The sequence below is a fragment of the Mesorhizobium sp. CA10 genome, from assembly GCF_020165285.1.
Classification (GTDB): domain Bacteria; phylum Pseudomonadota; class Alphaproteobacteria; order Rhizobiales; family Rhizobiaceae; genus Mesorhizobium.
The window spans coordinates 676,620-690,070 of sequence record NZ_JAIUHV010000001.1 but is presented as its reverse complement, the minus strand read 5'-3'; the positions used below and the strand labels follow the sequence as shown (position 1 = coordinate 690,070).

10 protein-coding genes are annotated in these 13,451 nt (G+C 61.2%); 8 read left to right on the top strand and 2 right to left on the bottom strand.

Going from position 1 to position 13,451, the window contains the following annotated elements:
- Positions 1-72: 72 nt before the first annotated feature.
- The 5 genes from LB535_RS03215 (at position 73) to LB535_RS03195 (ending at position 6,815) form a co-directional block, all read left to right on the top strand.
- Positions 73-1,968: an ABC transporter ATP-binding protein gene (locus LB535_RS03215; protein ID WP_224631133.1), complete on the top strand. Its 1,896-nt coding sequence runs from the start codon at positions 73-75 to the stop codon at positions 1,966-1,968.
- The gene (locus tag LB535_RS03210; RefSeq protein WP_224631191.1) at positions 1,965-3,863 is read left to right on the top strand and encodes an ABC transporter substrate-binding protein; all 1,899 of its coding nucleotides are present in this window, start codon (positions 1,965-1,967) and stop codon (positions 3,861-3,863) included. The genes LB535_RS03215 and LB535_RS03210 overlap by 4 nt, the downstream gene beginning before the upstream one ends.
- A 2-nt stretch (positions 3,864-3,865) precedes the next feature.
- Positions 3,866-4,864 carry an ABC transporter permease gene (locus tag LB535_RS03205; RefSeq protein ID WP_224631132.1) on the top strand — a complete coding sequence of 333 codons (999 nt, stop codon included), beginning with the start codon at positions 3,866-3,868 and terminating at the stop codon, positions 4,862-4,864.
- Entirely contained in the window at positions 4,861-6,042 is a 1,182-nt protein-coding gene (locus tag LB535_RS03200) for an ABC transporter permease (RefSeq protein ID WP_224631131.1), read from the top strand. Before LB535_RS03205 ends, LB535_RS03200 begins: the two co-directional genes overlap by 4 nt.
- 293 nt (positions 6,043-6,335) lie before the next feature.
- Complete coding sequence (locus LB535_RS03195; protein ID WP_224631130.1) at positions 6,336-6,815, top strand: class I SAM-dependent methyltransferase; 480 nt, start codon at positions 6,336-6,338, stop codon at positions 6,813-6,815.
- A gap of 21 nt (positions 6,816-6,836) precedes the next feature.
- Here the strand turns inward: LB535_RS03195 and LB535_RS03190 are convergent, their stop codons facing one another.
- A complete protein-coding gene (locus LB535_RS03190; protein WP_224631129.1) occupies positions 6,837-8,252 on the bottom strand; it encodes an adenylate/guanylate cyclase domain-containing protein in 1,416 nt (471 codons plus the stop codon).
- Between the two features lie 189 nt (positions 8,253-8,441).
- On the opposite strand from LB535_RS03190, the gene LB535_RS03185 reads away from it, so the two are divergent.
- From LB535_RS03185 to LB535_RS03175, 3 genes are all read left to right on the top strand, one after another.
- Positions 8,442-9,266, top strand: a complete 825-nt coding sequence (locus LB535_RS03185) for a hypothetical protein (protein ID WP_224603356.1) — start codon at positions 8,442-8,444, stop codon at positions 9,264-9,266.
- Between the two features lie 74 nt (positions 9,267-9,340).
- Positions 9,341-9,865, top strand: coding sequence for a GNAT family N-acetyltransferase (locus LB535_RS03180; protein ID WP_224631128.1), 525 nt, complete (start codon positions 9,341-9,343; stop codon positions 9,863-9,865).
- 195 nt (positions 9,866-10,060) lie between these two features.
- Positions 10,061-11,446, top strand: a complete 1,386-nt coding sequence (locus tag LB535_RS03175; RefSeq protein WP_224631127.1) for a hypothetical protein — start codon at positions 10,061-10,063, stop codon at positions 11,444-11,446.
- A gap of 10 nt (positions 11,447-11,456) precedes the next feature.
- Here the strand turns inward: LB535_RS03175 and LB535_RS03170 are convergent, their stop codons facing one another.
- Entirely contained in the window at positions 11,457-13,229 is a 1,773-nt protein-coding gene (locus LB535_RS03170; RefSeq protein ID WP_224631126.1) for an adenylate/guanylate cyclase domain-containing protein, read from the bottom strand.
- Positions 13,230-13,451 lie beyond the last annotated feature (222 nt).

Here is a 13,451-nt window from a genome sequence, read left to right as displayed (position 1 = left end):
CCAAGTTGCTCTGCGCTGACAATGCGCTAGTCTCGCTTTCTGGGGAGCTGCCAGAGTGGGGCTGGTGTGAGAATGAATTCGAGTGTCGATCTGCTGCGGATCGAAGACGTTGGCATCTCTTTTGCCATCATGGGGGGGCCGTTGCATGCCGTCAGGCGCGCAAATCTTCGCGTCCTGCCCGGTAAGGTTACTGCGCTTGTGGGCGAGTCAGGTTCCGGTAAATCGGTTCTCAGCCAAGCCGTGATGGGCATTTTGCCGAACACAGCCCATGTTCGCGGCCGGATCCTGTTCTCCGATCCTGAAAAGCCCGGCACGACGCAGGATATTCTCAAGATGTCGCGTGATGGGCCCGAAATCCGGGCGTTGAGAGGCAGCCGCATCGGCAAGATCTTTCAGGAGCCGATGACATCGCTGTCGCCGCTCCACACGATCGGCAACCAAGTCAGCGAATCCCTGCAGATTCATACGCCCATGGCTCGGGCGGAGCGCAAGGCGCGGACCGAGGAAATGCTCAGCCTCGTCGGCTTTCCCAATCCCAAGCGCGCCTATGACATGTATCCCTTCGAACTTTCTGGAGGATTGCGTCAGCGCGCCATGATCGCCATGGCGCTTATCTGCCGGCCCGCCCTGTTGATCGCCGATGAGCCGACGACGGCGTTGGACGTCACCATCCAGGCGCAAATCCTGCAATTGCTGCGCGGGCTTCAGACCAAGCTGAACATGGCGATGCTGCTGATCACGCACGACCTCGGCGTGGTCGCCAATGTCGCCGACGAGGTGGTGGTCATGTACCATGGCGAGATCATGGAGGCGGGACCTGTCGAGGCGATATTCCGCCGGCCAGGCCATCCTTACCTTAAGGGCCTGATGGCAGCCGTTCCGCATTTCGACCTGAAGCCTGGCGAAAGGCTAAAGGCGCTACGCGAGGTGCCGGTGAATGTCGGAAACCTGCTCGGCAAGCAGACCGCGCCGGCATCGGAGGGGCCGGACGACATCCTGCTGTCGGTCAGGGATCTGACAAAGACCTTCACCATCCGCAAGTCCGGATGGTTCGGCGGGGATCATCAAACCTCTGTTCGCGCCGTCGACGGTGTGAGCTTCGACATCAGGCGAGGTGAATGCCTGGGTCTGGTCGGCGAAAGCGGTTCCGGCAAAACCACCGTCAGCAAGATCCTCATGCGGGCCGTCACTCCCAGCGGTGGTTCTGTGATCTTCAACAGCCGCGAGGGACCGATCGACGTCCTGGCAGGCGAGGGAGAGGCCTTGCACATGCTGCGCGCGAAAATCCAGATGGTCTTTCAGGATCCGGTTTCGTCGCTTTCACCTCGCATGACGGTGGAGAACATCTTGAGCGAGCCGCTGGAAATCCATCAGCGCGGCAATGCCGCGTCCCGGTTAGCCATGGTCAAGAACCTGATGCAGGCAATCGGGCTCGATCCGCGCTTTATCAAACGTTACCCGCACAGTTTCTCCGGCGGGCAGCGTCAGCGTATCGGCATCGCGCGCGCATTGGCGCTGGGGCCTGAACTCCTGATCTGCGACGAGCCGGTTTCGGCGCTCGATGTCTCTGTCCAGGCGCAGATCCTGAACCTTCTGAAGGACCTGCAGAAGGAACTGGGCCTGACCTATCTGTTCATATCCCACAACCTGGCGGTGGTGGACTATATGGCAGACCGCATCGCGGTGATGTGCGGCGGGCGTATCGTCGAGCTTGCGCCGCGCGAAATTCTGCTTAGGAAACCGGTCCACCCCTACACGCGCTCACTGGTCGCCGCAGTGCCTTTCCCCGATCTCGACAGGCCGATGGATTTCGAGACGCTGAAGCTCGGCGGCGCTTCCGACACCAGCGCATGGGGACCGCAATTCCGCGACGAGGGCGAAGAGGATATGCTGTCGCCACTCGATCTTGGCGGTGGCCACCTCGTGCTGGCGCGACGTTCGGCCGATGTCAGCGAGCTGCGCCATTGATCAGCCGGCGCACCGTCCTTGGCCTTATGGCTTCGGCATTTCTGCCGAGCACGTTGCGCGCCGGCGATCTGGAGCCGGAATTTCTTCAGCCGCTGCTGAAGGCTCTGGCGCTGCCGGCACTCGCCGAACGCCTGCCCAAGAGCCCGCGCGTGTTGAACCTCGCTGCGATGGGCCGGCAGCCCGGCCAGTATGGCGGCACGCTGCGCACGATCATCGGCAGCCAAAAGGATATCCGGATGATGACCATCTACGGATATGCTCGCCTGGTCGGCTATGACGAAAAGCTCAACCTGCAACCCGACATTCTCGAAAGTTTCGACGTGGTGGACGATCGCGTCTTCACTTTCAAGATACGGGAAGGACATAAATGGTCTGACGGCAGCCTGCTGACGCCGGAGGATTTTCGGTATTGCTGGGAAGATGTCTGGCTGAACGATGAGCTTACGCAAGGCGGACTCGTCCCGACCCTGCTGGCGGGCGGCAAGCCGCCACGCTTCGAGATCGTCGATCCGTTGACGGTCCGCTATAGCTGGGATGCGCCTAATCCCGACTTCCTGCCCAAGCTCGCTGCCGCTTCGCCGCTATCGCTTGTCCTGCCGGCCGCCTATCTCAAGCAGTTCCACAAGAAATACCAGGATCCATTCCGGCTCGCCGGCCTGATGGAGGAGAACAGGGCCAGGAAATGGACGCTCCTGCATATCCGCATGTCGCGGCAGTATCGCCCTGAGAACCCGGAACTGCCGACACTCGATCCCTGGCAGAACCGGACCAAGCCGCCGGCCGAGCAGTTCGTCTTCGAGCGGAACCCGTTCTTTCATCGAGTAGACGAGAATGGCCGGCAACTGCCCTATGTTGACCGGGTGGTCATGAATGTTAGCTCGTCGGCGATCATTTCCGCCAAGACCGGTGCGGGCGAGAGCGACCTGCAATGCATGGGAATTGACTTTGCCGATTACTCGTTCCTGAAGGATGCGGAGAAGCGTTACCCGGTGAAGATGCATCTGTGGAAACGCACACAGGGTTCGCGGCTGGCGCTATTGCCCAATCTGAATTGTGCCGACCAGGTGTGGCGTGGCCTTTTTCGTGACGTGCGCGTGCGTCGCGCACTTTCGCTTGCTATGGACAGGCGCGAGATCAATATGGCGGTGTTCTACGGATTGGCGCAGGAAAGCGCCGATACGGTCCTGCCGGAGAGCCCGCTCTACCGGCCGGAATTCGCGAAAGCCTGGGTCGCTCATGATCCCGACCAGGCCAATGTCCTGCTCGATGAGGTCGGGCTTCAGACGCGTGACGATGACGGCCTGCGGATACTTTCCGACGGACGCCCGGCGCAAATTATCGTGGAAACGGCCGGCGAAAGCACACTGGAAACCGACGCGCTCGAACTCATCACTGATCATTGGCGCCAGATCGGCATCGCCCTGTTCGTCCGGACTTCGCAGCGCGACATCTTCCGCAGCCGCGCGCTTGGCGGCCAGATCATGATGTCGATATGGTCGGGCATCGACAATGGCGTGCCGACCGCCGACATGAATCCGTACCAGTTAGCCCCCACCATCGACGACCAGCTGCAATGGCCGCTCTGGGGAGCTCACTACTTGTCTCATGGCAAGGTCGGTGAGGCGCCTGATCTTCCGCCCGTGATCGAGTTGATGGCTTTACTCAAGCGCTGGAATGCATCGACCGAAGCTGCGGAGCGCGCCGAAATCTGGAACTCGATGCTGTCGATCTACACCGATCAGGTGTTTTCGATCGGCACTGTGAACGGAACGCATCAGCCGATCCTAACGTCCTCGCGGCTGCGCAATCTGCCTGACAAGGCGCTCTACGGCTACGACCCGACCGCCTATTTCGGTGTCTATATGCCGGACACATTCTGGCTTGGAGAGTCCTGAGCGTGTTTCGATATATTGTCTGGCGCATCGCCGTGATGGTTCCAACGCTGCTGATCATATCGGCGCTGGTGTTCACGATCATCGAGCTTCCCCCGGGCGACTATTTCGACAGCTATGTCAGCGAGCTTCGGGCTCAGGGCGAGGCGGTGGATTCCGATCGCATCCAGATGATGCGAAAGGAGTATGGTTTCGACAAGCCGCCAGTCATTCGCTACTTCTACTGGGTCGGCGGGATGCTGCACGGCGATTTCGGCTATTCTTTCGAATATGAGCTGCCGGTTCGCGACGTCATCGGCGACCGAATGTGGCTGACCGTGCTGGTTTCCTTCGTCACGATCATTTTCACCTGGCTCATCGCCTTTCCGATCGGCATGTACTCCGCCACGCACCAATACAGCTGGGGCGACTACGGCTTGACCTTCCTCGGCCTTCTCGGCCTTGCCATTCCAAACTTCATGCTGGCGCTGATCCTGATGTATTTCGCCAACATCTGGTTCGGCACGTCCATCGGCCATCTCATGGACCAGCAATATCTCGGCGAGCCGATGAGCTGGGCCAAGGCGAAGTCGATCCTTGCCCATCTCTGGATCCCGGTCTTGATCATCGGCACCGGGGGCACTGCAAGCATGATCAGGCGACTGCGGGCCAATCTGCTCGACGAGCTGCACAAGCAATATGTCGTGACCGCGCGCGCCAAGGGCCTTCATCCCTTCAAGGCGCTGGTCAAATATCCGCTGCGCATGGCACTCAATTTCTTCATCTCCGACATCGGCTCTATCCTGCCGGCCATCATCTCCGGCGCCGAAATCACAGCGATCGTGCTGTCGTTGGAAACGACCGGGCCGATGCTGATCAGGGCGCTGCAGAGCCAGGACATGTATCTGGCAGGGTCGTTCCTTATGTTCCTTGCCTTCCTGACGGTCATCGGTGTCCTGATTTCCGACCTGGCCCTGGCGCTGCTGGATCCACGAATTCGCTTGCAGGGCGGCAGCACCAAATGAACACGCAATCGCCGCTGCCTGCTCCAGGTGCCCCACTGCAACACTACGTATCCATCGCGCCCTTTGACCCACAGTCGGTCGAGGCGATGACGGCGGCGCAGTCGAAGGTCTTTCAGGCGTCGCAGTTGCGGCTGATGTGGTGGAAATTCCGACGGCACCGGCTTGCCCTTATATCCGGCATATTCCTGGTAGCGCTTTATCTCGGGATACTGATCTGCGAGTTCCTGGCGCCCTACAATCTGCACACGCGCAACATGGACTACATCTATTCGCCGCCGCAGCGGGTGCACCTGTTCCACAACGGCCAGTTCGTCGGGCCGTTCGTCTATGGCCGGCAGATGACGCTGGATATGGACACGCTCAAGCGGAACTACACCGAGAAACGGAATGATATTCAGCGGATACGTTTCTTCTGCAAGGGCGACAGCTACCGGTTCTGGGGCCTGATCGAAGGCGACAGGCATCTTGTCTGTCCTGCCGAAAACGGCCAGCTCTTCCTGGCCGGCACCGACAGGCTGGGGCGCGATGTGCTCTCGCGCATCATCTACGGCGCACGCATTTCACTGACAATCGGCCTGGTCGGCATCGGTTTCAGCTTTCTGCTCGGCATCGTCATCGGGGGGCTGGCCGGCTATCACGGCGGCATCTTCGACCTGATCGTTCAACGGATAATCGAAGTTCTGCAATCGATCCCCAGCATTCCGCTCTGGCTGGCTCTGTCGGCGATCATGCCGATAACCTGGAGTCCGATCCTGATCTATTTCGGCATCACCGTCATCCTCGGGCTGCTCCACTGGACCGGACTGGCGCGGGCCGTGCGCTCAAAACTTCTAGCCTTGCGTGAGGAGGATTACGTTCTGGCCGCGCAATTGATGGGCGCCTCGAGCAGCCGCATTATCCGGCGGCACCTCATTCCGGGCTTCATGTCGCATCTGATCGCGACGGCGACGATCTCCATACCCGGCATGATCCTGGGTGAGACGGCGCTGAGCTTCCTGGGGCTCGGCTTGCGGGCGCCGATAACCAGCTGGGGCATCCTGCTCACCGAGGCGCGCAGCGTCAGCGTGATCGCGTTCTATCCATGGCTGCTTTTGCCGATCCTCCCCGTCATTCTCGTCATCTTGGCGTTCAACTTCCTCGGCGACGGCTTGCGGGACGCCGCAGACCCCTACAAGTGACATCGCTATTCCGCCGCACGCCGGGCCGCAGATTCCAACCGGCTTGCCGGCGGGCTGTTCGGCTGTTGCAGCGTTCACCGTTCGCCTCTAGAGCGGTTCACCGTTTCACGGAAACAGCAACCCGCTCTATCTCATTGTTTTGACGCAATTCCGGAAGGAAAACCGTTTCCACTTTTCCTGGAATTGCTCTATATGCGGCAAGGCTGGATCGGGTCCGGCACGCTACTCTTGCGTTTCACCCGGGTCGCGGGCATTGCCGGATTCTTGGGCTGGTTCAGGACACACAAACGCATATGAGTCGCCTCGAGAGTTTCATCCGCAGGCTGACGGCACAGCGCGACATTCTCGATCAGGTCTGCGCGGAGGTGGCGAAGATCGAGGGCCCCATCCTCGAGCTCGGCCTCGGCAATGGCCGCACGTTCCACCATCTGCGCGAGCGCCTGCCCGGACGCAGGATCGTGGCGTTCGACCGCGCACTGGCCGCACACTCCAGCTCAATTCCCGAAGCCGAAAACCTGGTGCTCGGCGAAATACGCGAGACGGCGATCAGGTTCATTGGCATCGACGCCGCTCTTGTTCATGCCGACATCGGCACCGGCTATGAAGATCGCGACGCAGTGACCGCTACCTGGCTTCCCGATCTGACCGCGGGCCTGCTTCGCGTCGGCGGCATCGTGGTCAGCGGCACGCCGCTCGATCACCCGCAGTTGCAACGCGTCCCGCTGCCGCCTTCGGTGCCTGCCGATCGTTACTTTATCTGCAGGCGCGTGTAAGGGACCGGGACGACCGAGTCTTCAAGGGATCGTATAGACTGCTATCTCCCGCTCAATGCCGCGCAGCGAGACCTCATGAGGCACGGGCGTCAGCGCCTTCCTTTGCAACAGATCGGCGGTGAGATTGTCGTCGACCACCGCACGAGTGGCGAAGATCGCCTGTGCATTGGCAAGATTCTGGACCCGCGAAGCAATGTTGACCGTCTGGCCGAAATAGTCCTGTCGCTCGTTCATAGACACGGCGATGCAGGGGCCGGCATGGACTCCGATCTTGAGCAGCAGATCCTCGCGCCCGCTCTTGTCGTTGAGCGCACGCATGGCATCGCGCATCCTGAGGGCCGCGGCAATCGCACGATCAGGGGTCGCGAAGGTCGCCATCACCGCATCCCCGATCGTCTTCACTACCGCGCCTGCCTCCGACGCGACGATCTCGTGCAGAACCTGGAAATGCTCGCGCACGAGATCGAAGGCCGAAAGGTCGCCCACACGCTCGTAGAGCGCGGTCGATCCACGCAGGTCTGTGAACAGGAAAGTCAGGCTGGTGATCTTCAGGCGCTGGTCGACGGCCAGAGTATCCGTGCGATAGAGGTCGCGGAACGTCTGGTTGGTGAGCAGGCGCTTGGCGGTGAGAAAGGGCCGGCGTTTGCCCAGAAATTCATGCAATTCATGGCCCGCGATGAAAACCGCCGGCAACACACGCGTATCGGTCCTGTTTTCCAGCGAAATGCGCAACGGGCCGGGTTGCATCTCCAGCGTCTGGCTCTGGACATGGTCGCGGTCGAAGACCAAAGAGAGGCTTCGGCGCTCCTTTGTTGGTTCGCCCTTCACGTCGATGAACTGCGCCGAATGGGTGACCGGCTCGAAGACGATGACGAATTCGGACGGAAGTTGGATGGGCAGAACCGCCTTTTCACCCGGCGCAAGCTCGATATCCTCCAGCGAGAAGGCTTCCATCTTCTTCGTGAAATCCTCATCCGGCACATCGATGCCGGACGCCCAGTAGATCTGGCGGAAATATTCCACCAATGGCAGTTCGTGCGGATTGTGGGCGGCAATCCTGCGCATGCGGGGACTGACGGTGAACGTCACCTCGACCATCTCGTCCAGGGTCGGCGCATAGCCCTGGGAACACAGCGCGCAGGTGTATTCGTCCTTCTGCAGGGTTTTCAGCGTGGCGTTGGTGTCGAGCACGCCGCCACAACCGGGGCACAGAACATTCCAGGAAATGTCAAAGATGCCCACCCGCGCCGCATGGAGAAAGGCGCCCATGGTGCGCTCCTCGTCGAGGCCATGCTTGCTGGCGAAGGCTAGAACATTGATGCGGCAAAGTTCGCGGTCCTCGCCCTCGGCGATGATCCGCTTGATCGCGTCGATTGCCAGAGGATCGACATCTGCCGATTGCCGCAGAAGCGAGAACAGGTCCTGAGCTTCGTTCATCGTGCAGGCTCCGGAAAATGCGCCCGAGGCATGTTGACCGGATCGCTTTTTGGTCCGAGCGCCGCATTTTACTTCGAAACGGGCCGTGCGGCTATTCGAATAGACAAGTCCTTTCCAATCGGCCGATTTTCACCGGTCGCAAGCGGCATTATGATAGTCCACGGGCATTCACCCTGGGGAGTCTCTCCCATGCCGACATACGACGACCCGCCATTTCCCACGGCCCTGCGCCTTTTTTCGGTGGCCGTCATCATCGTCCTAATCGTGGGCGCGGGCCTGTTTTTCGCGCCTGTGCTGGTCAAGCCTCGGTGGCCTTGGGCCGTGACGCCGTTCAATGCCCGCTTCCTCGGCGGCTTCTACACCGCCGAAATGGTCGTTATGGCGGCGCTGCTGTTCTGGAACCGCTGGTCGCCCGGCAGACTCGTGCTGGTCATGGCCTTCATCTTCACCGTCATCGTGTCGGCGGCTTCGTTCATCAATCTCGGCTATTTCAACTTCGAGCGCAAAGCGCCGTGGCTGTGGTTTTTGGTCTATCTTGGCTCGGTCGCAGTATCGGGGCTGTTCCTGTGGCAGGCCTGGGATCGTCCTTCTGCAAAGGGCGTCACCTTAAACCCGGCATGGCGCGGCTACATGCCGGTGGAATTGGCGATCCTCGGATTCTATGGCATCGGCCTGTTGGTGTTTCCCCTGACATTCAGTAGCTTCTGGCCATGGCCGATCGATGCCTTCCACGCGCAGGTCTACAGCGCCATCTTCCTCGCCGGCGCGGGGGGCATATTTCTCGCCTGGAGAAGCGCGCCGCGCGAGGAGCTGGTGGTGCTCGGCCTGGCGCAGTTTTTGGTTGGCCTGCTTGCCATCCTTGGCCTCGTCATCACCGACGCTGCGGTGCACCGGATCGACTGGACGGCGACCGGGACGTTGTGCTGGCTCGCTCTTTTCGGCTGGATCGGCATCAGCGGCGTCTTCAAACTCTACGCCGCCTCCCGGTATTTTAGCTCGCAATCGGCATCATAGCTTGCAGACACGGCTGGATTTCCAGGTGAGGTCCGGTGCATCGTGCAGGGCCGATTGCCTTCGCCGGGAACGCCATGACCAGCACGACCTCGCCATCGTCCGAGAAGATCCGGCCACAGCTCCGATCCATCCGGTCAAGCGATGCGGAGGCGCTTTGCGCTATCTTCAACATGCCGGGTTTCCGCTGGGGCACGTTCAGGATGCCTTTCGAGAGGGTGGAGCAGGTGGAGCGGCGTATCGCCAAGTCCGGCCAGGAAACCACCTGGATCGTTGCGGAGGTGGACGGCAAGATCGTCGGCCATGGCAGCCTGATCGTACAGGGCTCGCCGCGCCGTTCGCATATCGGCGAGATCAACATCGGCCTTCACGACGCCTTTGTCGGCAAGGGGATCGGCTCCGCCATACTTGGCGCGCTGCTTGACGTGGCCGACAACTGGCGGGCCCTGAAGCGGGTCGAATTGACCGTCTATGCCGACAACGAACCGGCTATCCGTCTTTACACGAGCCACGGCTTCGAGATCGAAGGTCGGCATGTGAAGGCCGGTTTTACCGACGGGCGGTACCACGACCTCCTGAGCATGGCCCGGCTGCGGTTCTGAGATCCGCTGTTGGCCTTGGCCGTGCAGCCGATCTGACATTTTGTGCCGAGTCGGCGAACGGGTGATTGCTGATGGAGAACTCCGTGGGATACGGTCAATTTCGTCTTACACCATTTGATCGCGTTGCGTGGGCCGAGCGCGTCCAGCAAGTCTGGTTCCCTTGGCCTCTGCACCGCAAGCGGCTGACGGGAACCAATGACCGCCGTCTTTGACCCGACCCCTACGCCTCCGGTGGAAATTCTGGCTTTGCTGTCGCCACTCTGCCCGGAAGTCGTGCGTGACATCGAGCAGAACTGGAATGCACCGGTTTCCGACTACGCCCGCCACCTGTGGCGACCTGTGGCGCGGCCTGCTTCGGGCCCGGCGATCGCCGCGCGCTCGATCCTGCGCGAAGTCCTGCACCGGCGCCTTGGTGCGATCATGCAGCCGGAGGAGATCGGCAAGGCCCTCGAAGAGTTCGAGCACAGACCGGTGATTCAGGCCGGCCTGCACTGCCTGCTTCTGATGGACCGGATCACCTTCGATGCCCTCCTGCTTGCTTGGCTCGGCGCGGTCGAAAACGGGCTGTCGGTCTTCTTCGGCTTCATGGGAACGACAATGACCATGGAGACAATTGGCCGGGAGGGGCCGGGATGGCTCGATGTCGGCGGCGACAAGATCAACCTGTTTGGCATAGGGCGCCACAAACTGTGCCGCAAAAGTGCCTGCGTGGCCGGTCCCGTCTCCCTCAACAAGCGCGCGCTCGAAGCGGTGGGCGATGAAACGGATGCCAGCCGCTGGCTGGGCACACTGCTTACCAGTCAAGACAAGGTGTTTGGAACCGCTGCCGATGCGCTGACAGCCTTCAACCAGGATCTGGTCGCCAATTGGGATTGTTCCGGCGTGACCCGGCCGGTTTTCATCGATGATCGGCTAGCCGCGGCCGCCATGGTCCGGCATCTGCAATATGACGGCAGCCTCCTCTCCAGCCTGCTCTTTGAACCCGCGAGGCGCCAGCGTCTCGAACGTGCCTTGCAAGAGACCGCATCGGGCCCATTTGGCAGATTCCTGCCCAATGCCACAGCCTATTTCTGGGGCATCCGCGAGGAGCGCGTGCGCAAGCTCGTTCTCGAGGGCGGGCACCTGATCGAGCCTGACAGGCCGCACGGTCTTTCCATCCCGTTCGAGCGACCGCATCTCAGGCAGGCGCTGCTGGACGGCATGCTGCTGCCGAACTTGTTCCTGGCGTTCCTCGTTCTTGCCATATTGCCCCGCGTGCGGGTTGTGGGCGGCCTGAGACAGATTGGCTATGTAGCGCTTTTCCACTCGATCCTGCTGGCCGCGCTGGACGAAAACGCGCAGGAAGAGCGCGATCTGGCCGCGGAGCTGCAGGTTCAGGAAAATGCGTGGGGCGTGCGGGTCATCGATGAAAGGATCTCTGTCCGCGAGCAGCTTGCCGGCCTGCCGGCAGGGGCTCTCTTCCCGGAACTGCTCCGGCAATATCGTTTGCGGACATTTGCCGAGACGACCGACGACCTGAAACTGGTTCGCGAAAACGCCCGATGGCGCAAGATCGGCCACGCAGAGATCAAGGCGACCTGAGCCTAATCTGTCATTGCACGGCACCGGCCTTGCGGAGCCCGTCCACCATGAGTTCGAAATCGGCAGGGTTCTTGTAGGGCAAGACTTTGCGTCGGTAGTCCAGCGAATAGTCCGGATTGACGCGCAGCACCTCCTGCCATGCCCCACGGGCCTCGTCGAAACGGCCCAGATGGCCGTAGCTGGCGGCCAGAAGCGCGCGCGAGACATCGGTGGCAGCGTTGCGAGCCAGCCGTTGCAGCAAGCGGTCAACGGCCTCTTCGTACCTTCCGAGTTGAAACGATGCCAAAGCCTGGAAATGCAGAAGCACATCCGGAAAGTATGGATTCAAGGTCTTGCCCCGGGCGAAACTCTCGAGCGCCTCTTCGGACCTGCCCGAATAGTGCAGCGCCTCGCCGAGGATCACGTGCCCTTCGGCGAAGTTCGGATTGAGGGCTATCGCGTGCTCGGCTTCGTTGATGGCCTTATCGTGCCGTCGTGTATACAGCTTGACGATAGCCAACGCCCAGTGCGCCCAGGGATCGCTCTCATCCAGCGTTACCGCTCGCGTCGCAGCCTCTTCCGCTTGCGCCATCGATTCCGGCGGCGACCCACTCCACCTGTTCAGGTAATCGAGCCCGTGCGTCAGGGCGAGGAAGGCGTGGGCAGAGGCAAATTTCGGGTCAAGTTCGATGGCACGTTGCAAGAGATCGCGGGCTGCGACGTTCGTCTCCTTCGTCAGCCGGTGCCACAGCTCTCGGCCCCGTAGGAAATAGTCATACGCCTCCGTGTTGCGCGCATACTCGGGCGCCAGCCGCTGACGGTCGCCCTCAGTCAGATTGAGCGCCAACGCACCGACGATCTGCTGCGTCACGTCGTCCTGCACGGCGAATATGTCGGTCAGGTCGCGATCGAACCGCTCCGCCCAAAGATGGCCGCCGGAGGCTGCATCGATGAGCTGCGCGGTAATGCGCACCCTGTTCCCCGACTTGCGTACGCTGCCCTCAAGCACATGCCGCACGCCGAGCTTCGTGCCCACCTCCTGCACCTGGACGTTCTGGCCTTTGAAGGTGAACGACGAATTGCGTGCGATGACGAAGAGCTGCGACAGTTTGGACAGCGCGGTGATGATGTCTTCAGAGATGCCGTCGGCGAAGTAATCCTGTTCGGCGTCACCACTCATGTTGGCGAACGGCAGGACGGCGATCGACAGTTTGGGCGGCGCTGCCGTCGCGGGCCGGCTCGGCGCGGTTTCCGGGGTCGCGGCCGCCTTGGTTCCGGCGCTGCCGACTTGCAGCGAATAGACCCGGATCGGCTCGGCGATGTTCTTGAGCTGCGTGCTGCCGAGATCGCTGACCGAGAGGTCGAGCCTGGCCTTGACCTGGCGATAGGCATCCTCGGACAGACAGATGGTGCCGGGCGCCGCGACACCCTCCAAACGCGAGGCGATGTTGACGCCGTCGCCCATCAGGTCGCCGTCGCTCTCTTCGACCACATCGCCCAGATGGATGCCGATCCTGAACTCGATGCGGCGGTCCTGCGGCACGCCGGCATTGCGCTCGACCATACCATTCTGAACCTCAACGGCGCAGCGCACGGCATCCACCACACTGCGGAACTCAACCAGCGCCCCATCCCCGGTGCGTTTGATCACCCGCCCGTGGTGCACTTCGATGGTCGGATCGATCAGGTCGCTGCGCAGCGCCCGCAACCTCGCCAAAGTACGATCTTCGTCCGCGCTCGCGAGCCGGCTGTATCCGACCACATCGGCAGCCAGGATTGCCGCTAGCTTACGATTCTCGCTCATGGGTCGTCTCCTCATCTCCAGGATAGCAGGAAGACGGAGGGTAAGAGGGAACTTTCGCAAGGGACGGCCAGGCAGCCGCCCGAATCGACGCTCTGCCACAGAACCCACACTAATCGCTCGATGCCCATTTGCGTTGCCGCTTGCTGGTCGACGGCTATCGGTTCATCCTTGTGTGAATACCCGGCCGTGAAGTGCGTAGCTAGATCACGCCGTCACGGCCCC